Source organism: Desulfobaculum sp. SPO524 (assembly GCF_044987625.1).
Lineage (GTDB): Bacteria > Desulfobacterota > Desulfovibrionia > Desulfovibrionales > Desulfovibrionaceae > Desulfobaculum.
In genome coordinates this window covers 25,656-47,356 of the sequence record NZ_JBJDSB010000004.1, presented here as the reverse complement: position 1 = coordinate 47,356, position 21,701 = coordinate 25,656, and the positions used below count along the sequence as shown (strand labels likewise).

The window sequence follows — 21,701 nt, the reverse complement described above, 5'->3', positions numbered from 1 at the left end:
TGCCGCGCCTTGCATGTACGCGGCGCTCCCGCGCCAACTCTTTTTCCACACCACGAGTTGCACTTTGCTCCGCAAACAGGCTATATTGATTGAAATTTGGCCTTTAACCACTCAGACGGAGTCAGCACCGTGGCAGTTGTACATTGCAATAAGTGCGGGCAATCTCACACCGTTTCCGAAAAATCGCTCGGGCAGACCATTGCCTGCCCGTCGTGCGACGCCCCGGTTATGGCCGAAGCCGAGGCCGGTGAACTGAATCTGGACGACATGATTCCAGACGCAACGCCGCGCGCCTCAGCGGTCCCGCCGCCCTCCAATGCCCCGCATGAACTGCTCACCGAAGCCGAAGTAGAACCGGTGCATATCTTTCAGGGCAACTTCGGGCTGAACCTCTTTGCCGGGGTGTTCTCCGGTCTGCTGAGCATTCTGTTTTGCGTTGCCGCCGCCCTGCTCATTTCCTCGCAGGTGCCGACGGCCAATAGTTTCGCCCACGCCCTCAGCATCACTCTTATCAGCGCCACCGTGGTGGGGCTGGTCATCGCCTCGCGCAGCGGCGTTGCCTTTGCCCTTGCCGGGCCGGAGTCCATTGTGGCCCTGCTGCTGTTTTTGTACCTCGGCGGGGTGCACGCCGCCCTGCCAGACACAGCGGCGCCCATCGTCGTGCGCACCACCCTGATTGCGGCCACCATGGTCCTCACCATCTTTGTGGGGCTGTGCCTGTGGACCGTTGGCGGCGTGGGTAATGGCGACTGGCTGCGCTTTGTCCCCATTCAGGCCATCGGGGGCATGGCGGCGGGTGTGGGCTTTTATGTCATCAAATACACGCTGGCCTTTGTGGTTGGGTGCTCCGGGACCGGGATGGACCTGCTGCTGCGGCTGTTTGACGAATCCACCTGCCTGATGTGGATTCCGCCTACGGCCTTCGGGCTGGTGCTGTTTATTGCTATGCGCCTCAGGCGCGGGGACGCGCTTATTCTGCCGTTGATGCTCCTTGCCATAGGCGGCGCGCACGCGGCGTTTTTCGCCTTTGGGATGGACCTTGACACAGCGCGCATGCAGGGCTGGCTTTTTGCCCCCATGGCGCAGGACCACTTCTGGAACATCTACTCCTCATCCCTTGTTCATGACGTGGACCTTGCGGCCATTGTCAGCAACGTTGGCTACATCGTGGTACTGACGGGGCTTATCCTTGTTGGCACCATGTACAAAATTACGCAGATGGAAATTGCCCTTGGCCGCGACGTGGACATCAACCGCGAATACCTCGGTATGGGCATGGGCAACCTGCTGACGGGCCTCTTAGGCGGCGTGCCTGCCACCTACGCCCTATCGCGCAGCCTCAGCAACAAGGCCCTTGGCGCACGCGGCGCCGTCGCTGGAATCATTGCCGCCCTCACCTGCGCAGGCGCGCTGTTTGGCATCCACTACGCCATTGCGTACATTCCGCGCTTTGTCCCGACGGGTCTGCTCCTCGCTCTTGGTCTGTCCCTGATGTGGCGCTGGCTCATCTCCACCCGCACGCAGTTTACGCATAAGGGCGACTACTCCCTGCTTGTCCTCATCTTTCTCCTCACCTGCGCTTTTGGCATCCTTGTCGGCGCAGGCATTGGCGCAGCCCTCGCGCTGTTGGTGGTTGCCGGACGCTACGGCTCCATGAGCGTGGTCAAGCACGAAATGTCCGGCGCAACCTTCCACAGCAACGTGGACCGCGCGCCCTCACAGTTCCGCATCCTCAAGGAAAAAGGCGACCAGATTCACGTCATCGCCTTGCAGGGCTTTATCTTTCTGGGCACCATCAGTGGCCTGCTCCGCCACATCCACTCCCGCATCCGCGACAGAGAGCACAACCCCCTGCGCTTTTTGCTCCTCGACTTCACCTTTATCGGCGGGCTGGACTCCTCCGTGGCCCTCTCCTTCACCAAGCTCCAGCAGATGGCGCGCAAGTTCAGCTTTATGCTGGTGTTCACCAACATCCCCTTTGAGCTTGAGGAACAGCTCAAGGGCGCGGGATGCATCCTGAACGATCCGGAACGCCACTCCCTCACTGTCACCTCACTGGACTACGCCCTTGAATGGGCCGAGGACCATATCCTCGACGCCGAAGACGCCCTAACCGTGGACAGTCAGCCCCTGGCGGAGCTTCTGCGGCCCGTCTTCCCCGAACCGCGCTATATTCCCCTGCTGATGAAAGTGCTCAAGAAGGTGCAGATTAAAAAGGGCACGCCCGTGTTCCGGCAGGGGGACCCGTCAGACGCCATGTACTTTATTGAAACCGGCATGGTGAACGTGCAATTGGAGCTGGAAGGCGGCAAAATTCTGCGCCTGAAAAAAATGGGACCGGGCACCGCCTTCGGCGAGATGGGCATCTATACCTCGGCCCCGCGTTCGGCCACCATCATCGCGGCGGAGGACTGCACCCTGTACCGCCTGTCCACCACGGTCCTGCACAAGCTGCAAGCCAAGGCGCCGCACTTCACTGCGGCCATTCACCGCTTTATCGTCAACCTGCTGTCCGAGCGCGTGGCCGACGCCAATGCCAAGGTCCGCGACCTGATGACCTAACACGGCGTCACCTCTCACTGCCCCCCCCCGAAAGCGCAACAGAGACGCCGCATCCCCTCCACACCCGCACGTTCTGACCGCACTTGGGATTCTAAGGGCAACGCCTTGAACCTGCGAAACTCAAAAAAAAAGCGCCCCCTCCACCAGGAGGGGGCGCTTTTGCATCACCAAGAAAAGCCCGAGTTAAGCTTCGGCCTGCGCCGCGGACGGGCAGGGGAACACAATGTCGTAGGCCCAGTTGTACACAAAGGCGTACACCATAAAGAAGGTGGAGAAGCCAATATTCATGACAAGGGCATGCGACAGCGGCATATCCATCCACCATGCCACGCCGGGCAGCGTCAGCAGCAGGAAAGTGACTTCAAACAGCAGCGCGTGCACGGAGCGCAGCCACACAGGGCGCTTGTGCAGCGGGCGTTTCATCCACACCAGCATGTGGTCAAAGCCCCAGTTGTACACACAGTTCCACACCATGGCGGACAGGCTGAGGCTCAGGCTCATAACGCCTGTGTGGGAAATGGATTTTCCGGTCACCCATGCGGCCATGGGAGCCGCGATAAGCAGGCCAAACAGTTCAAAGAGAACCGCGTGGCGCAGACGGTCGTTTGTCGTACGCATTGTATATTCCTCTCGCTTGAAAAATTGTCGCGTTGTGCGCACCCCGCCTGTCACGGGACGCGGCAATGCCGCGCTCGCAGCGCTTTGGCTCATCAGGAAGGGGTGGGTCCGCCGGGGGCTCCGGCGTTGAGTGTTCGCGGTTATCCCGTGCGAACAACCCGACTGTATATCGTGTTTACAGGCAATATCCAGTCAGATACCATCTCGAATCAAGATGGATGAACCTTCTACAGGATGTGGGCATGAGTCTCAACCTTGAACATCTCAAAGCCTTTATCGCCGCGGCGGAAAGCGGCTCGTTTTCAGCGGCGGCGCGGCGCCTTGGCAAAGTGCAGTCCGCCGTCAGTACAGCCATTATGAATCTGGAAATCGACCTCGGCGTTGACCTTTTTGACCGCAGCGGCAAGCTGCCCGTGCTTACCGAGGAAGGAAACGCCCTCCTGCGCGACGCCCGGCACATCGTCACACGCGGGGCGGAGATGGAGGAGCGCGCCCGCACCCTGTCCCTTGGCATGGAGCACCGCGTCACCATCGCCACAGACGAGATGGCCCCACCGGACGTTCTGAACCGCGTGCTGGCGGATTTTGCCCAGACATTCCCCCATGTGGAGCTGGAATGCCTGTTCGCCGCCCTTGGTGACGTGGCGGAACTCGTCACTTCCGGGCGCGCGGAAATTGGGCTGATGACGCCGCTTCGGCAGGACGCGCCAACGTCCCTCAACTTCCGTCTGCTGCATAATTTGGAATTCACTGTTGTTGCCGCGCCGGAGCATCCGCTCTCCGCCATGATTGGGCCTACCGTGGACGACCTTGCGGCCTACCGCGAGGTCATTCCCACCAGCCGCGGCGGCGAACGGCTCGACGAAAAGGCGGTCATCGGCAACACGGTGTGGCTGGCCGAAAACTACTACATTGTGCGGAGCATTGTGGAATCCGGCGTGGGCTGGGCCTTTTTGCCCACGTCCCTCACGCAGGAGAGCCTTGCCGCCGGACGGCTGGTGGAACTGCCCGTGGAATTCAAGGGCGCCACCATCACCGCGCCCATCTATCTCATCTGGCCGCGAGGCCGCACCCTGCGCCCGGCCGCCCGCTGGCTGCAGCGCACCCTTGCGGGACTGCCCACGGAGGCCCCGGAAGAATAGCGGCGGAATGCGCGGCGATGTGGAGCCCAAAGCGCCGTACGGATGCCGCCTGCGGCATACAGCGTCGCCACGCGCCATTCTTGCACCGCCCAGGCTCCCCTCCCACGCGGTGCCCCGCCACCTTGCCAAGGGGACTATCACCCCTCCTCACTCACAGCTTTCGCCCTCAGCACGCAAAAACGGGGACGGACGCACGTAGCATCCATCCCCGCAACATACCGGAGAGGTCCCGGCCGAAGCGCAGTGGCAGAAAGCGCTTCAGCGGTCCGGCATCACAAATTAAAACGCATAGCTCACAGACAAGCCCACCATATGGGAGTGGCCGTCTTCGATCTCGGATTCAAACACGCCCTCATCGGGGCGGGCTTCGATATCGCGGCCCTTCATCCAGAGGTAGCCGTAGGACAGGTCCACGGTCCACTCGTCAAAGCGCATGCCCACACCACCGGTCAGAATCTGACGGTCGTTGCCGGGCACGGCGTAGTCGGCGTGGTCGTCAACAATGGGGGATTCGTCCCACACGTAGCCGAAGCGCAGGTCCATCCAGTCGCGCATGGCGTATTCCACGCCGAACTGGTAGCGCCAGGTGTCGCGCCAGTTCTTGTCGCTGCCAACAGTGCCGAGGGCAGGATTTTCATGCTCGAAGGTCAGGTCCGTGTAGGAGCTCCAGTCCGTATGCACGGCGTCGACTTCGACAGTCAGCTTATCCATGGGCTTGACCATGATGCCGAATGACGTGGACGCCGGAATGGGGGCGGTGCCCTTGGAATCAGTGCGGTCGCCAAAGGCAGCCTTAAATGATGGGATAGCGCTAATCATCGCAGCTGCACCAGGATTGGCGTCAAAATGCGTCTTACCGTCAACGGTCATATCCACCTGACTGCGGTACACAGCGCCAAGGGACAACCAATCCGTGGCCTTATAATGCATGGCAAGGTTCCAGCCCGGTGCCCAGCCCTGAGCGCGGGTCTTGGACTTCACGTCTGTGGTGTTGGAGCTGGGATCAGGTGCGGAACTGCCTGCTTTAGCATCAAGGTCCGCCGCCTTATCAAACGCAAACTCCAAAAACACGATCTCCACACCCGCGGCAACGGACAGCTTGTCCGTGACCTTGATGGCGAGGTTCGGGTTCAGGGAGGTGGACTTGATGCCCGCGTAGGAACAGTTGTAGCGGCCAGCCCAGTTCTCGTCGTCCACGTATTCGGTGCCAAGGCCCACGCGGGAGAAGGTGCCAACGCCAAACCATGCGGTGTCGCTCAACTGATGGGTGTAGTAGGCGTGCGGGATGGCCCATGCGGCATCCGCCCCCTTGCCGTTGCCGTCGCCGCTGGCCATCTTCACCTCGGCGTTGGGCGCGATAACGGTCAGGCCCGCCATGGTGTTGATGCCCGGCAACTGGGTGATGCCCGCCGGGTTGTAGGCCACAGCGCTCGGGTCGTCGGCGCGGGCGATAAGCGTTCCGCCAAGGGCGTTGCCCCGCGTACTCCACTCATAGATGCCGTAGCCGGACGCAAACGCCGTCCCACCAAGCATTGCTCCACACAACAGGGCGAGAATAAGCCCCACAAGACATTTTTTCACTCTTTTCCCCCTCTCACTTCTCTGTAGAATATCAAACGGTTGCGCGCGCACGCGCTTAATGACAGGCGCGGTACAGTACCGCAAAAAACCTTTTATGCAAGGCACACCCCGCCATTTTACATTCACGATTTATGAAGGGGAGGAAAGGCGATTCACTTTTTATGAACTCTCTGGCACTGTGCAGGGCGTTCGCGCATGGCCCGCGCCGAGTCATGCGCCGCCAAAGCGCCCCCGGAGCGTACGGCATGACGGTAACAGCGGCAGGACGCCGCCCCCGTTGCCGCCCCCCGCGCGCCCCATCAGGCGCAAGGCGCATGAGCCGCGCCAACCACGCACAACGCAGCACCACAAGGAGACCGCCTTGGACGCCCTTTCGTTCTACAGCCGTGGCCTGTCCAACAGTGAAGACTGCGGCATTATCTTTCAGCCCGACGGCACCGTGCTCTACGTCAACGACGCCTATCTCGACAGGCGCGGACAAGCGCGCGAGGAAATCCTCGGGCGCAATATCTTCGAGCTTATCGAACCATCGGAAGTCGCCGCGCTCAAGGGCACCATCGCCAGCAGTTCCAAGACCACCCACATGGCCGAACTCGTCCTGCGCATGCGTACGCGCGACGGGTCGGGCGTACGCCAACTGCGCTGGCAGGGTATGGAAATCCTCACTCCGTCAGGCCAGTCCAACCTTGTTGTGGCGCAGGGCAAGCCCCTGCATCCGCTGGGCGAGGACGAAGACGAAAGCGCCATGGGCTTCACCATTACGCCCGCCGGCGCCATCCTCGACATCAGCGCCGCCATCTGCTCCATGTGCGGCTACACGCGTGAGGAAGTCCTCGCCACCAACACGGGCGAGCTTTACTACAGCCCAGAAGACCGCCGCACCATCAAAACCATGCTCCGCCGCGGCGGCATTGAACGCGGACAGGTGACCCTGCGCTGCAAAAATGGCGCGCCCATCAGCTTTCTGTACACCGCCCATCCCGTGCGCGACGCCTCCGGGCGCATCCGCGCCTTTTCCGGCTACTTTCTGCCCAGCGGCTTTCCGCATACCAACAAGCTGTCCAAGGACTTCTCCCCCGTGGTCCACGCCCTGCCGGATATCGCTTGGGTGCAGAGCCGCGACCACCGCATCGTCACCGCCAACGACGCCTACTGCGCCGCCTTCGGCCTCAGCCGCACGGACATCACCGGACGCACGGAGTCGGAATTTCTACCGGAGGACCTGTCGCGCCCGCTCATCCAGACCGCCATTCAGGTCTTTCAGGAGCGGCGCGAGATCACCACACCGCTGGCCCGCCACTTTACCGGAGAGGACAAGTGGTACCGCATCGTCCGCCGCCCGGTATTTGACGAGGCCTCGCAGGATATCATCGGCCTCATCGGCATCTGTAAGGACATCACGGACGAGGTGGAGAAGGAAACCACCTACATGCACAGCCTGATGGAGCAAGGCACGGACTCCCTTCTCGTCATTGATTCCGAAGGCCGCATCATCCGCACCGCCACATCCAAACGCCATCAGCCCATCCTTGGCGCCACCGAGGACGGCCGCGTGCAGGACATCACCTCCATTGTGGATTTGCTGCACCCCAAAGACCTGCCCCGCGCGCAGGAGGCCATGCGCCGCGTGCTCTCCCGCAAGCGCCCCGTCAGCTTTGAATGCGACGTGCGCTACCGCCGCCGCAGGTTCTCCACGGTGTTCATCCGCGCCCACTACAACGACACGTTTTTTGGCGAGCCGCGCATGTACGTCACGGTCCGCGACCTGTCGCGCGCCAAGCTGCTGCGCTCGCCCACCCGCGTGCTGGAGCGCCTGAAAACCGCCACCCAGAGCGCCACCTACAAGGAACTCGCCGCGTTCTTGAACGTCTCCTCGGCGTCCATCTCCAACGCCAAAAAGAACCGCCGCGTGCCGCCGGACTGGCTGGTGACCGTGGGCATCCGCACCGGCACCTCGCTGGACTGGCTCCTCACCGGCCTTGGCACCCAGCTGCTGTCCCAAACTCCCGACGACGTCTAAAAAACGCACAGCGGCCCCGAACGTTTCCGTCCGGGGCCGCTGCATCATGTGCTGCCACTGCGCCGCGCTATTTGTCCCACACTTCCTTGAGGCGGTTATCCCGCCCGCAGCCATAGCGGTAGAATTTATACCGGATGGGGTTCTTGCGGTAGTAGTCCTGATGATACTCCTCCGCAGGCCAAAAAGCGCCCGCAGGAACAATCTCCGTCACAATCCGCCCGTCAAAACGGCCCGACGCGGCGAGGGCATCGCGCGAGGCCTCGGCAAGGCGCTTTTGCTCTTCGTCATGATAAAAGATGGCGCTGCGGTACTGACTCCCCCGGTCGCAAAACTGCCCGCCCGCATCCAGCGGATCAATATTGCGCCAAAAGATGCCAAGCAGTCTGTCATACCCTACAACGGACGGATCATAGGTAATCTGGATGGCTTCAGCGTGCCCGGTTCCGCCGGACGACACCTGCTCGTACGTCGGATTCTCCGTTTCGCCGCCGGTGTAGCCCACCAGCGTTTCAAGCACGCCCTCTTCGCTATCAAAAGGCGATTCGAGGCACCAAAAACACCCTCCGGCAAAGGTCGCCACTGCTGTCTGCGCTGTCATACCGTCTCCTTCCTGCTCCGCGGTCCACGCGGCTCCCGCCGCAAGGATCACCATGCACATCGCCGCCACTACCATCCGAACGCCCATAGGCTCCTCCTCTGCATGGGTCATATGCCCTGCCGGAGTATAGCACGGCCCGCGCCCCGCGTCATAACGCGTCCAAACGCCCGCCCAGAAAAGACAAGCGCCCGTCCGGGTGGCGGCGTCAACCGCTCCGGACGGGCGCAATGCTCCAACGTGGTGGAGGTGCGAAACCGCCGCATCACTCGCGCAGGATGCGGCGGGGGGCTTTATTTTGCGCCGAGCACACGCTTGCCGTACGCCTTGGCAAGGCCGCCCGTGGACGTCTCGCGGTACAGGCTTGGCAGGTCGTGCCCGGTCTGGGTCATGACCTCGACCACCTCGTCAAAGGGCACGCGGTGGGTGCCGTCGGACAGGATAGCCATCTGGCCCCGGGACAAAGCGCGCGTGGCCGCGCAGGCGTTGCGCTCAATGCAGGGAATCTGCACCAGCCCGTCCACCGGGTCGCAGGTGAGGCCAAGGTGATGCTCCAGTCCCATCTCTGCGGCGTATTCAATCTGGCCGACAGAGCCGCCCATAAGCTGGGCCGCGGCGGCAGCGGCCATGGCGCAGGCTGAACCGACCTCGCCCTGACAGCCAACCTCCGCGCCGGAGATGGAGCCGTTATGTTTAATGACGTTCCCGAACAGGCCTGCCGTGGCAAGAGCCTTGAGCATATCGCCCTCGTCGAGGTCGTCGTGAATTTCATTCAGATAATGGAGCACGGCCGGGACCACCCCGCACGCGCCGCAGGTGGGCGCGGTGACGATAACGCCGCCGCCCGCATTCTCCTCGGAGACGGCAAGGGCGTAGGCCGTCACCTTGCCGGTCTGCTGCATATCCAGCCCGGAGTGCTTGGTCTTGCGGTAGTAGCTCCATGCCTGCCGCCGCAGACCGATGGAGCCGGGGAGTACGCCCTGCGCCTTGAGGCCGCGGTGTATCGCCGCTTCCATCACCGTCCAGACCTCGCGCAGGAAGTCCCATATCTCAGGGCCCTCACACTGCTCAACGTACTCCCAATACGCGATGCCCTTCTGCTGGCACATGGCCATAATGGTGGCGATATCCGGCAGGTCGTAGACCTGCTCCCCGGCGGAGGCGTCCTGCCCTTCCTCGCGGATGGCGCCGCCGCCAACGGAGTACACGGTCCAGCCGCCGGTCACGGCGCCGTCCTCGTCAAGCGCCTCAAAGCGCATGCCGTTGGGATGCTGGGGGAGCTTTTCCTCAGCCTTCCACACCACTTCGGTGCGGTCCTCACCAAGGACGTCGTTCACGGCCCAGTCCGTCAGGTGGCCCTTGCCCGTTGCGGCAAGAGATTCGAACAGCGTCACCCGAAAACGGGCGGCCTCGGGGTGTGCGGCCAAAAAACGCTCCGCGGCCTTGCGCGGCCCCATGGTGTGGCTGGAGGAAGGTCCGACGCCAATGCGATACAGTTCCCGAAGAGATTCCATCATCAACTCCTTGCGCGTCCGTTAGTTGCCCATGAGCAGGTGTACCAGACCAAGGGACACTTCGGGAATATACGTTGTGATGAGCAGCGTGGGCACCCAGGCGAACAGGATAAGATAAATGGTGGGCTTCATCATCTTGTTCACCGGCGCGCCCGCAATGCGGCCAGACAGGTACAGAAGCGGCGCGGTGGGCGGCGTGACGTTGCCAAGGCCAAGGTTCACACCCATGATGGCGGCAAAGTGCACCGGGTCCACGCCAAGCTGCGTCACCAAGGGCACGAGGATTGGCGTGCCAAGCAGCACGCCGGACACGTCGTCCATCAGCATGCCCATGACGATCATAAACACGTTGATCATCAGCATGATGATAATTGGGTTTTCCGACACTGCGGTCAGCACGCCCATGAGCTGATCGGGCAGGTTCTCCATGATGTACAGGCGGGAGAGAATCATCACCGCAAACATCATGGCCATGATAACGCCCGTGGTGGTGGCGGACTCGATAAGCGTTGCCACGAGGTCGCGCGCCTTCAGGCCCTTGTAGATGAACATCGCCACCGGAATGGCGTAGATCACGGCTACAGCCGCCGCCTCGGTGGGGGTCATGAAGCCGCCGTAGATGCCGCCAAGGATGATGACGGGCATCATCAGCGCCGGAGACGCCTTGGCGCTCTTGGACACGAACAGCTTGGCGGTTTCGCCAATGGGCTCGTGGGGGCGGACCTCAATGTCCTTATTATTGCGCAAGAGGAACAGGTTCACGGCGGACAGCAGGACCGTGAGGATAAGGCCCGGCGTAAACGCGGCAAGGAAGCAGGCCAAAACGGACTGGTTCCCCATCCACGCGTACAAAATCATCAGCATACTCGGCGGAATCAAAATACCCAGCACGCCGGAGGAGGCGAGCAGCGCCGCCGCGTGGCCGATGGGATAGCCCGCGCGCTTGAGCTTGGGCATCATGATGGAGCCAATACAGGACACCGTGGCCGAGGAGCTGCCGGACACCGCGCCAAAAATGGCGCAGGTGATAACGGTCACAACGCCGAGGCCGCCGCGGATGCGTCCGGCGATGGTATCCACAACGTCAACAAGCTTGTCGCCGATGCGGCCCTTGTCCATGACGCCACCCGCCATAATGAACAGCGGAATGGTCAACAGGACGATGGAGTTCATCTTGGAAAAGCCGTACGGCAGCAGGAAGCTGGGGTCGTAGCCCCCAGTATATATGAGATACGCAGCGGAGCTGAAAAAGGCGAACGGGATAGGCACGCCTATGAACAGCGTCACCACAAGGATGGACATGGCTATGGCGATGGTCATTGCTCTCTTCCCTGTATTGAAACCCTGTTAGCTGCCCTGACGGACCAGCTTCAGGTGGGTGCGGATGTCCTGCACCAGATACACGAGGTGGTACCAGGACATAAGGATGAAGCCGAGGCCCACAGCACACTGCGGGATAAGCATGGGCAAACGGAAAACCGGCGACTTGGGATTCATCTTGAAGCCCCAGGCCACAAACTGCACAGCCCATACGGTCACAAGCAGGCAGATAGCCAAGGTGACGAGGTCCGTCACAATGTGCATGATGCGGCGGGTCTTATCGCCCTTGATGTAGCAGGACACAATGTCTGCGGAAATCTGGCTCTTGTCGTGGCTGCCTTGCGCCGCGCCCATGAAGTACAGCCAAAAGGCCACCATGGAGATGAGTTCTTCAGAGCCATAAAAGTCGGATTCAAAAATGTAGCGGGCCACAACGGCGATGCAAATCATGGCGACGATGAGGATGCTCGACGTGGCCATCATGAACTTCTGGAACCGGTTCAGGTTCCGCCAAAAGCGATAATTGTGCAGATTATCGAGAAAAGTCACAGCGTCTCCCCCTGAAAGAAGGCAGGGGTGGCGGCGGGCGGGCAATCGCCCGCCGCCCGCGCCTCGCATGGAGGAGAGGCGCCCTGCCGGATTCGGATTATCTCTTACTCGTAGGAGCCGCGCAGACCGTTGACGATCTCGGGCGTCAGGTTCTTCTCAAGGCGCTTCCAGGCGTGCTCGCGCACGTACTTGGCAAAGGCTTCGAGTTCCTGCGTGGAGAAGGTCACCACTTCAACGCCGGCCTCGGCCAGCTTCTTGCGGTACATCTGGTCTTCGCTCTCAGCCATCAGGAAGCTCTGCTGGCCTTCGTCGGTGAAGGCGGCCTCGACAGCCTTGCGGTCCTCAGGAGCCAGACCTTCAAACTTGGCCTTGTTCATGACGTACTGGGTGGACTCAAAGTTCACGTTGAACTGGTAGTAGTGCTTGATGACGTCACGGAAGCCGAGGTAGTTCAGGTTCGGCGGGCCACCGAGCCAGCCCTTGACCACGCCGGTCTGCAGGGCGGAGTAGGTGTCGGCGTAGGGGATGGAGGTGGTGCGGAAGCCCAGCTCCTCGCCGCCAAACTTAAACACGTCCAGACCGGGCACGCGGATCATCAGACCCTTTTCAACGCCGGGCTTGTTCATGTTCTCGATGGGCTCAACAGTGCCCACACCGATGAAGCCTTCGCCGAAGTAGGAGAAGAACTTCACGCCGAGGGCGTCGTGCATCTTCGCCATTTCGGTGTCGATGAAGGTGCCCTTGGCGAACACTTCGCGAATCTGGTCGTAGTCGCGGGCGATGTAGGGAATGAAGCCAACGCCAAGGCGGGAGTCATACTGGTCCGGCACGGTGATGTGCGCGATGTCGATGGAGCCACGGATGACTTCCTCGTAAATCTGGGACGCGTCGCCAAGCTGGTTGGCGGGGTAAATTTTGATCTGCACGCGGCCTTCGGTCTCTTTTTCGACACGGGCCTTGATGCGCTCGGCGGCCTTGTGGGCCATGTGCTCCACAGGATGCTGGGTGGCGAACTTGAGCACCACGGGTTCGTTACCGGTCTTTGCACTTTCGTCGTTGCAGGCGACAAGTCCCACAGCGGCGATCATGCTGAGCACGAGCATGAGAATCTTCTTCATCAGTCTTCATCCCTCTGGCAAAGGTTGAACGTCCTTGCGAGTCAGGGCCGGACCCCACGTCCGGCCCCCTCCACAAACTCGGTGTCTCGCAATGCGCTTTCGCAGCGCGCAGACATCCCCCTTACATCACAAAGGGTGCCAACTGATATTTTCTTATATATATTAAACGCTTAATGCCAAGTCGCCCTTTTGTCACCGAACCGACACCACACCGCCATCCCCACAAACGGTTCACAAACACGGGATATAGCATCCCGGAAAACAGAACTGTTCCGCTTTTGTGAACATGCCCCGCAATGGCCTCTGTATCGGTGTTCTGTTTTTGTGACGGGGGGGGGTGTCGCCTTCGCGACCATGTCTGGAAATTCTCCCAGTTCGTTGACAAGCAAATGCGGGGGAGCTTATCAGAAAGCCCATAAATCCAATGCATGGAAAGCGCAGACGGCCAGTTTCCCCGCGTGGCCCTGCTGACGCCGTACACCCCTAAGAGACCGAGGCCGCAGTGTTTTTTTCCCGAATGAATCTTCTTCTTGTGCTGTGCGACACCCTGGCCATCGCCATTCCCATGAGCCTGTGCATCGTGCTGCGCCTTGTTTTTGGAGGCAGTTTTTCGCTGGGCTTTTATATGGAGATGTCGCCGGTGACCCTGCTCTTCCCGCTGTTCTACGCCTTTGCGGGGCTATACCCCAGCATACTGGTGGCGCGGCATGAGGAGCTGAAGCGGCAGACCCTCGCCACCTGCCTTGTGTTTCTGAGCCTGTTATCCATGACCTTCTTTATGCGCACGGCGGACGACTTCTCGCGCCTTGCCATCATCGGCGGCTGGTTTCTGTCCCTTGGCACGGTGCCCTTTGCCCGCAGCCTTGTGCGCGCCAGGCTCAGTGATAGGGACTGGTGGGGCGTTCCCGCCGTGCTGTACGGCCCCCGGTCTATGGTGGACGATATTGCGGCCTTTTATGATAAAGAGCTCGGCCTCGGCATCCGCGTCAAACACATCATTGCCTCGGACGAAGTGGACGACGACGCGGCGCGAAACGCCCTTGCCTACACAGCCCAGATGCGGCCCATGCCCATCGTCCTGTGCGCCCTTGAACCGCACCACCTTGAGGATACCTCACGCATCCACTGGCTGGAGAACCACTTCCGCCGCATCCTGTTCCTGCCGCCCGCGTTTCTCAAAACGCTGAACCTGACGGTGCACGACATCGGTGGCACGCAGTTTTTGCAATCGCACACCAAATGGCACGACCCGGTACGCCAGCGCATCAAGCGCGCCATGGACCTCATCTGCATTATCCTCAGCCTGCCGGTGCTGATTCCCCTTTTCGCCCTTATCGCCCTCGCCATCTTCATTGAGGACCGCCACGCGCCCTTCTTCCGGCAGGAGCGCATCGGCCATGGCGGCCAGCCCTTCCGCATCTGGAAATTCCGCACCATGGTTCCCAATGCCGACGCCGTCCTGCGCGACCACCTCGCCGCCAATCCGGCCATCGCGAGGGAATGGGCCGAGACGCAAAAGCTCAAAAACGACCCGCGCGTTACACGCGTTGGCGCCTTCCTGCGCAAGACCAGCCTCGACGAACTTCCCCAGCTCATCAACGTCGCCCTTGGGGAAATGAGCCTTGTGGGACCGCGCCCCATTGTGGAAAGCGAAATCGAACGCTATCAGGAGGCCTTTGACCTCTACACCCGCACCATGCCCGGCCTCACAGGCCTGTGGCAGGTCTCGGGCCGCAGCAACACCTCCTACGCGGAGCGCATCCGGCTGGACATGTACTACACCCGTAGCTGGTCGGTCTGGATGGACATCCACATCCTAACCCGCACCTTCCGCGTGGTGCTTGACGGCGACGGCGCCTACTAGCCCTTTCACCTCTTCCTCCAAGGACCACCATGAAGGTTGCCCTCGTCCATTATTGGCTCGTGAACAGAAGGGGCGGCGAACGCGTGCTGGAAGCCCTGTGCGAGATGTACCCGCAGGCTGACATTTTCACGCACGTCTACGCCCCCGCCGCCATGTCGGACACCATCAATGCCCGCCGGGTGCAGACCTCGTTCATCGGGCGTCTGCCGCGCATTGCCAAATGGTATCAGTACGCCCTGCCGCTGATGCCGCTGGCTCTCGAACAGCTTGACCTGCGCGGGTATGACCTTGTCATCTCCAGCGAATCCGGCCCGGCCAAGGGCGTCATCACCGGCCCGGACACCACGCATGTGTGCTACTGCCATTCCCCCATGCGCTATGTGTGGGACATGTATCATGATTATGTTGCATCAGCGGGCACGCTCAAGCGCGCCCTCATCGCCCCGCTCATGCACTACCTGCGCCTGTGGGACAGGCTCAGCGCGGACCGGGTGGACAAGTTTGTGGCCAATTCCGCTTTTGTTCAGCGCCGCATCCGCAAGCACTACCGCCGCAGGGCCACCGTGGTGCACCCGCCTGTGGAGGTGGACGCCTTCACCCACGACGCCCCGCGCGAGGACTTCTACCTTATGGTAGGCGAACTCGTCGGCTACAAACGCGCGGACCTTGCCGTGCGCGCCTGCTCACGCACCGGAAAGCGCCTTGTCGTCATCGGCGGCGGCGAGCAACTGGAAGACCTCAAAACCATGGCCGGTCCCAGCGTCACCATCATGGGCCGTCAGCCGTTCTCCGTCATCAGGGACTACATGTCCCGGTGCCGCGCCCTGCTCTTTCCGGGCAAAGAGGACTTCGGCATCGTGCCCGTGGAGGCCATGGCCTCCGGCGCTCCGGTCATCGCCTTCGGGCAGGGGGGTGCATTGGAGACCGTCAAGGACGGCGTCACCGGCCGCTTTTTCCACGAGCAAACCGAAGAGTCTCTGCTTGCGGCCATCACCGCCTTTGAAGAGACCCTTGAGGCCTATTCCACCAGCGCCATCCGCGCCCACGCCGAAGCCTTCGGTCCGCAGCGCTTCAAGGACGACATGCAGCGCGCCATTGACGCCGCCATGGCCGCGTCCTAGCCACACGCCACGCCTTTCACGCACAAAGGGCGGCCCCGCTTTCTGCGGAGCCGCCCTTTGTGCGTCTCGTGGTCTATGCTGTGCTTACGCGGTGTCGCGCCGCCGCCCGGCCACACAGGCACCGAGTGTCACGCCAAGCAGGCCCATGCCCTGCGCCAGCCACCACGATCTGTAAAAATTATGCCCGGTCATGCCGGTAATGAGGTAACCCATATACCCAGCCCACACAAAGGCCGCCAGCGTCCAAAAGACGCGCTGTCCCTGCCGTCCGTTCCAAATGCCGCGCCGGATAATGCGCCACGCCCACCACGCCAGCCCAAAGAGGAACGCGCAGCCGATGAGCAAACCAAGCACGCCGCCGTCGGAAAGAAACTGCAGATAGATGTTGTGCGGGTGCGGAATATCATGGGGGTTGCGGACAAGCTCCAGCCCAAGGGCGTCGCGTCCGGGACCAAAGGTTGAGGCTCCGGCTCCGATGAAGGGGTGGGACTCAAAAATCTTCCACGCAATGCGCCATATCTCCACGCGCCCATCCTGCATGGCGGTCTCAAGGCTCGCGCGCTGGGGGCCAAACAGCACAAGCGCCACAGCCCCTGCGGCCGGGATAAGCACCTTGTACCATGCAAAGCGGCCAAGAACGGCCACCCACAGGAGGAACAGCCCACCGGAGAACGCCAACCACCCGCTGCGCGTCTTGGCAAACACCCACAAAAACAGCGCCGGAGCAAGCACCAACGCCGTTAACCCCGCACGTCCCCACGCGGACCGCGGCGCGGCCAAAAGCGCCCAAAATCCGCACGCTGGCAAGAGCGCAATGCCCATATAGTTCCCCACGCGGTAGGTACTCATGGACCCCGTCAATCGCCCACTCATAATGGGGTCGCCCTTGATGAGGTCAACGCCGGCAAAAAACTGCCACACGCCATCCAGCCCCTGAAAAAACACCGCCAGACAGCACGCCACAACCACGCGCCGCAAATCGCGGACACTACGCACTACTTCCATGCCAATAAAGGGAAGCAAAAAGCCCTGCCACAGGTTGGGGCGCACATAGTCCCAGCTGTGGGGCATATCCATGGACCACAGGACGTTACCGGCCACAAAGGCGTAAAAAAGCGCAAACAGCCACTTGCCGCCAAAGCGGGCAAGGTTGGAGTCCGCATAGCCGTAACGGTAATAGCAGGCAAGGAGCACCCCGCACAGAATCGGGCCCGCCTCACGGAAAGAATGTCCAAAGGGAAACAGCGCAAGGGAGACAACAAACACCCAGCTCAGCGCCGTGCGAAAGCCTTCCGCCTTCTCCGCGCCCGTCGCCTTGCCCCAATCCAATATCCAGCCACGAATGCTCTCTCCACCAAGCGCCACGCTTTTCTCCTTCTGCGACTTCTCACACTCCATTTATGCCCCAAGCCATATCGATTGTTCTGCGGCGCACTATGGCTGGACCGCATCAAAAATCAAGGGGAAATCCTCGCTTTTTCGCCAGGACCACTCCTCCGCGCCCCGTCACACCCCGTGCCGGGTGATGCCATGCTCTTTCATGAGCACATAAAGCCGGGTGCGGGAGAGGCCGGAGAGCGCGCAGGCTTCTTTGATGGAGCCGCCGGTTTCCTGCAGCAGGCGCTCCAGATATTTGCCCTCGGCGTGGGCAATGCATTTTTTACGGTATTCCTTAAAGCCGAGGAGCGGACCGGCCAGCAGGGAATCGGAATAGGATTGGATGACCACCTGCGGCGGGCAGTTATTGGGGGCACCTTCGGCGTGCTCCAGCGCGCGGCGGGCGGCGCGGGCGCGCACGTCCACGGGCAGGTGTTCCGGATACAAGACATCCTCGGCGCGGCCGCGCATGAGGGTTCGCTCAAGGGTCTGCACCAGTTCACGGACGTTGCCGGGCCAGTCGTAGTTGGCAAGGGCCACCAACACATCCTCGGACAGCGTCTTTTCGGGAATGTCGTACTGCTTGCACAGGCGCTTTAAATGGAAACGGGCGATGTCCGGGACATCCTCGGCACGCTCGCGCAGGGGCGGCATGGAGATGTGGCAGGACTTGATGCGGTAGTACAGGTCGCTGCGGAAGCTCTCGTTCTCGCACATGACGTACAAATCGCGGTTGGTCGCCGCGATGAGGCGAAAGTCGCTCTCCTCCTCAAATGTCGACCCCACGGGGCGGTAGCGCCGCTCCTGCAACACGCGCAGGAAGGTCGCCTGCACCGCCTGCGGCAACTCGCCCACCTCGTCAAGGAAGAGCGTGCCCCCGTCGGCCTGGCCCACAAGGCCGGTGCGCGTGGTATGGGCGCCCGTGAAGGAGCCCTTCACATGACCAAAGAGTTCGCCCTCGGCAAGGGTTTCAGACAGCGCCGCACAGTCCACAACCACAAACGGTCCGTTTTTGCGGGGGCTGTTGTCGTGGATGGTCCGGGCGATGACTTCCTTGCCGGTTCCGGTTTCGCCGGTGACCAGCACGCCTGCGTCACCGCTGGCCGCGATGGCGACATTCTCCAAAACAGGCAACATGGCCTGACTGTCGCCAATAAGGCCGTCGCGCTTGATTAACAGAGGCTGCGGCTTTTTGTGCCGCTCGCGGTAGGCCAGCGCGCGGTCCATGGAGAACATAATCTGCTTGATGGTGCTCGTCTTTTCGATGTAGTCCCACGCGCCGTTTTGGATGGCGAGTTCCGCGCCATCGGGGTCGCCGAGGCCGGTAATGATGATGACGTCCGGATGCGCGGGTGTCTTGCGGATTTCCGGCAGAGCATCTATACCGCTTCCATCCGGCAAACGTACATCAAGGAACACGAGGTCCACCGGGGATGCATGCAGCGCCGCAATACCCCGTGAAAGGGTCGCGGCGGAAACAACCTCGTGCCCCGCATCTTCAGCGAGCTGGGTTATGATATTCGTAATATCCGGATCATCGTCCAGAATAAGAATGCGTGCCATCACTCCTCCCTTTGCACCGTCGGCGGAATGCGCTCTACTGTGGCCGACTGAAAGGCTCCATGTCCCATTTTCAAGGCGATGTCGAGTCCCCGCCCGCTGGCGGAATGCGCTTTCTGCCCTTTTGCGGGCCGCGTCATTTCCCCGCGCCACGGCGTAACCCCTGTCCCGGAGCCGCCTTATGACCGACAATCAGGCCAGCCTCAGGCAATCCACGCCACTTTTCGTTGCCGCGACACTTCTGCTGCTCGCGGTGATTTGGATCGCCACCCGCCCTGCGGGCTGGCACGATCCCCTCACCCCGCGCGAGCGCCAATGGCTCAGCGCCCATGTTGGCACCATCCGCATTGCGGCAACGCCGTCCAACAAACCTCTGGAATACTTTGACGCGGAAGGACGCTATCAGGGGATGGTGGCGGACTATGTGACGTTGCTGGAAAAGAAGCTACGCACAAAGTTTACGGTTGTACAATCCAAGAACCTCACGGAAGTGCTGGAAAAGGCCAAGAACCGCGAGGTGGACATAATCAGCGCCTTTGCGGCCAACCCTGCGCGGGTGGATTTTATGCATTTTACCCGCCCGTTTTTGGAGTTGCCCACCGTCATCCTCGTCAACAAAAGCCAGCACCGCTTCCTTACCCTTGAGACCATGCAGGACATGGACCTTGCCCTGCCCAAAGAATACGCCGTTCTGGACTTCATTGAGAAATACCACTCGGATATCCACGTCCAGCCGGTGTACAACTACCTTGCGGCGCTCCTGCACGTCTCCTTCGACGAAATTGACGCCACCATCATCTCCCTGCCGCAGGCCAGCTACTATATCAAGGACAAGGGCATCACCAACCTACGCGTGGCCGGGCACACGGATTTCAAAATCTACAACCGCATCGCCGTGCGCTCGGACTGGCCCATGCTCAGCCGCATCATCCAAAAAGGGCTGGACTCCATCACCCCGCAGGAAAAGGAACGCATCTTCCGCAAATGGGTGACGCTGGACCAAAACTACGTGTCCTTCTTTTTGCAGAACAAGCGCTTTTGGTACTGGGTGGGCGCTGGCATCCTCGCCGTGGTGCTCCTGCTGGTAGCCATCATCTCATGGAACCGCACCCTCCAGCGCCGCGTGCGCGAGCGCACCGACGAGCTTGAACGGGAACTCCAAGCGCGGGTGCAGCTCCTCACGGCCATTGAGCAGACCGAGGACGGCATCTTCATCCTCGATACCAGCGGCGTCATTGAATACGCCAACCCTGCTTTTACCCGCATGTCCGGTTACAGCAAGCAGGAGCTTGTGGGCCAGCACTGCGCTATTATCCGTTCGGACAGGCAGGACAGCGCCTTCTACAACGACCTGTGGGCCTCGCTGCGAAACGGCGAGGTCTGGCGCGGACATTCGACCTACCAGCGCAAGGATGGCGCGCTCTACGAGGTGGACGCCTCGGTGTCGCCCATCTTCGGCAACGACGGCAGCGTCATCAATTACGTGGAAGTCACGCGCGACATCACGGAACAGCGCCAGCTGGAGGAGCAGCTCCGCCAAAGCCAAAAGATGGAGGAACTGGGCACACTTGCCGGCGGCATCGCCCATGATTTCAACAACTTCATCGCAGCCATCCTTGGCTATGCGGAACTGGCGCTCCTCAAGACGGAGCCGGGTTCCCGCGCGCACACCAACCTTGAAAACATCACCAAGGTGGGCCGCCGCGCCAAGGAGATGGTCAACCAAATCCTCATCTTCAGCCGCCGCCGCGAGCCGGAGCGCCGCCTTGTGGAGCTTGCTCCGGTGCTGGACGAGGTGCTGGATATGCTGGAGACCACCCTGCCCGCCACCATTGAGGTGCACCGCGACATCCACGCCCGTGGGCGCACCGTCCTTGCGGACCCGACGCAGATTCATCAAATCATTATGAATCTTGGCACCAATGCGGGCTACGCCATGGGCAAATCCGGCGGGCAACTCACGGTGAGCCTCAACCACCGCCATATTGACGCGGCGTCGGCCTCCCCCAAGACCGCGCCGGGGCCGTACCTGCAACTCATGGTCACGGACACCGGTCCCGGCATTCCAAAAGACATTCTCGGCCGCATCTTTGACCCGTTCTTTACCACCAAGCCACAGGGCAAGGGGACGGGCATGGGGCTGTCCATGGTCCACGGCATGGTGGGCAGCATCGGCGGCACCATCAGCGTGACCAGCACGCAGGGTGCGGGCACCACCTTTACCGTGCTGCTGCCGGAAACGGACACCGACCCGCACGCGCCCCGGCGCGACGCCCGGCAGGTCATCCCCGGCTCGGGCACCATCCTTGTGGTGGACGATGAGCAGAGCATGGTGGACGTGCTGCAGCAAATGCTGGAGGACCTTGGCTACACCGTCCACAGCACCACGGACAGCCACCACGCGCTGACGCTGTTTGCCACGCACAGCGCGGACTACGACCTTGTCATCTCGGACCAGACCATGCCCCGCATGACGGGCGAGCGCCTTGCCGAGGAGCTTGTGGCCATCCGGGCGGATATTCCCATCATCATCAGCACCGGCTTTTCGGACCGCATTCGCCACATCACCAAGGACGAAAGCGGCATCCGCAAAATCCTGCTCAAGCCCTTTGACCTCGCCGTCCTGTCGCAAGCCATCCACGATGTGCTGGAGCACGGCGAAACCCTTGGGGGGCAAGCCCCAAACGCCAAAAAATAAGCGGGTGCGGAACCACTCCGGTTCCGCACCCGCTTCACGCTTCTTCACTGTTGCAAGACGGC

Annotated in this window: 15 protein-coding genes; 6 read left to right on the top strand and 9 right to left on the bottom strand. The window is 61.3% G+C overall.

All coding sequences use genetic code 11. The annotated features are described in order from the left end of the window. The first annotated feature begins 129 nt into the window (after positions 1 to 129). The gene (locus tag ACI3L3_RS13305; protein WP_404845626.1) at positions 130 to 2,562 is read left to right on the top strand and encodes a cyclic nucleotide-binding domain-containing protein; all 2,433 of its coding nucleotides are present in this window, start codon (positions 130 to 132) and stop codon (positions 2,560 to 2,562) included. 183 nt (positions 2,563 to 2,745) lie between these two features. Here the strand turns inward: ACI3L3_RS13305 and ACI3L3_RS13300 are convergent, their stop codons facing one another. Continuing rightward, on the bottom strand, positions 2,746 to 3,180 hold the full coding sequence (locus ACI3L3_RS13300; RefSeq protein WP_404845625.1) for a PACE efflux transporter: 435 nt from the start codon (positions 3,178 to 3,180) through the stop codon (positions 2,746 to 2,748). A gap of 242 nt (positions 3,181 to 3,422) precedes the next feature. On the opposite strand from ACI3L3_RS13300, the gene ACI3L3_RS13295 reads away from it, so the two are divergent. Beyond that, positions 3,423 to 4,322: a LysR family transcriptional regulator gene (locus ACI3L3_RS13295; RefSeq protein ID WP_404845624.1), complete on the top strand. Its 900-nt coding sequence runs from the start codon at positions 3,423 to 3,425 to the stop codon at positions 4,320 to 4,322. A 279-nt stretch (positions 4,323 to 4,601) separates the two neighbouring features. On the opposite strand, the gene ACI3L3_RS13290 is transcribed toward ACI3L3_RS13295, so the two are convergent. After that, positions 4,602 to 5,903, bottom strand: a complete 1,302-nt coding sequence (locus ACI3L3_RS13290) for an OmpP1/FadL family transporter (protein ID WP_404845623.1) — start codon at positions 5,901 to 5,903, stop codon at positions 4,602 to 4,604. Between the two features lie 361 nt (positions 5,904 to 6,264). Here ACI3L3_RS13290 and ACI3L3_RS13285 point away from each other — a divergent pair, with 361 nt between their 5' ends. Next, positions 6,265 to 7,923 (top strand): PAS domain S-box protein, encoded by a 1,659-nt coding sequence (locus tag ACI3L3_RS13285; protein ID WP_404845622.1) that lies wholly within the window; start codon positions 6,265 to 6,267, stop codon positions 7,921 to 7,923. A gap of 67 nt (positions 7,924 to 7,990) precedes the next feature. On the opposite strand, the gene msrA is transcribed toward ACI3L3_RS13285, so the two are convergent. The 5 genes from msrA to dctP form a co-directional block, all read right to left on the bottom strand. Beyond that, positions 7,991 to 8,521, bottom strand: coding sequence for a peptide-methionine (S)-S-oxide reductase MsrA (gene msrA, locus ACI3L3_RS13280; RefSeq protein WP_404845621.1), 531 nt, complete (start codon positions 8,519 to 8,521; stop codon positions 7,991 to 7,993). A gap of 290 nt (positions 8,522 to 8,811) precedes the next feature. After that, a complete protein-coding gene (locus tag ACI3L3_RS13275) occupies positions 8,812 to 10,032 on the bottom strand; it encodes an L-serine ammonia-lyase (RefSeq protein WP_404845823.1) in 1,221 nt (406 codons plus the stop codon). A gap of 21 nt (positions 10,033 to 10,053) precedes the next feature. Beyond that, the gene (locus ACI3L3_RS13270; RefSeq protein ID WP_404845620.1) at positions 10,054 to 11,352 is read right to left on the bottom strand and encodes a TRAP transporter large permease; all 1,299 of its coding nucleotides are present in this window, start codon (positions 11,350 to 11,352) and stop codon (positions 10,054 to 10,056) included. Positions 11,353 to 11,379: 27 nt separating this feature from the next. Next, complete coding sequence (locus ACI3L3_RS13265; RefSeq protein ID WP_404845619.1) at positions 11,380 to 11,901, bottom strand: TRAP transporter small permease; 522 nt, start codon at positions 11,899 to 11,901, stop codon at positions 11,380 to 11,382. Between the two features lie 104 nt (positions 11,902 to 12,005). Next, positions 12,006 to 13,019 (bottom strand): TRAP transporter substrate-binding protein DctP, encoded by a 1,014-nt coding sequence (gene dctP / locus ACI3L3_RS13260; RefSeq protein WP_404845618.1) that lies wholly within the window; start codon positions 13,017 to 13,019, stop codon positions 12,006 to 12,008. Between the two features lie 517 nt (positions 13,020 to 13,536). Between dctP and wbaP the strand changes: the two genes are divergently transcribed. Both wbaP and ACI3L3_RS13250 read left to right on the top strand, forming a co-directional pair. After that, complete coding sequence (gene wbaP, locus ACI3L3_RS13255) at positions 13,537 to 14,883, top strand: undecaprenyl-phosphate galactose phosphotransferase WbaP (RefSeq protein WP_404845617.1); 1,347 nt, start codon at positions 13,537 to 13,539, stop codon at positions 14,881 to 14,883. A 29-nt stretch (positions 14,884 to 14,912) separates the two neighbouring features. Further along, positions 14,913 to 16,004: a glycosyltransferase gene (locus ACI3L3_RS13250; RefSeq protein WP_404845616.1), complete on the top strand. Its 1,092-nt coding sequence runs from the start codon at positions 14,913 to 14,915 to the stop codon at positions 16,002 to 16,004. Positions 16,005 to 16,088: 84 nt separating this feature from the next. On the opposite strand, the gene ACI3L3_RS13245 is transcribed toward ACI3L3_RS13250, so the two are convergent. Next, positions 16,089 to 17,369: an O-antigen ligase family protein gene (locus tag ACI3L3_RS13245; protein WP_404845615.1), complete on the bottom strand. Its 1,281-nt coding sequence runs from the start codon at positions 17,367 to 17,369 to the stop codon at positions 16,089 to 16,091. 141 nt (positions 17,370 to 17,510) lie between these two features. Then, entirely contained in the window at positions 17,511 to 18,944 is a 1,434-nt protein-coding gene (locus tag ACI3L3_RS13240; protein ID WP_404845614.1) for a sigma-54-dependent transcriptional regulator, read from the bottom strand. A gap of 178 nt (positions 18,945 to 19,122) precedes the next feature. On the opposite strand from ACI3L3_RS13240, the gene ACI3L3_RS13235 reads away from it, so the two are divergent. Next, on the top strand, positions 19,123 to 21,639 hold the full coding sequence (locus ACI3L3_RS13235) for a PAS domain S-box protein (RefSeq protein ID WP_404845613.1): 2,517 nt from the start codon (positions 19,123 to 19,125) through the stop codon (positions 21,637 to 21,639). Positions 21,640 to 21,701: the final 62 nt, after the last annotated feature.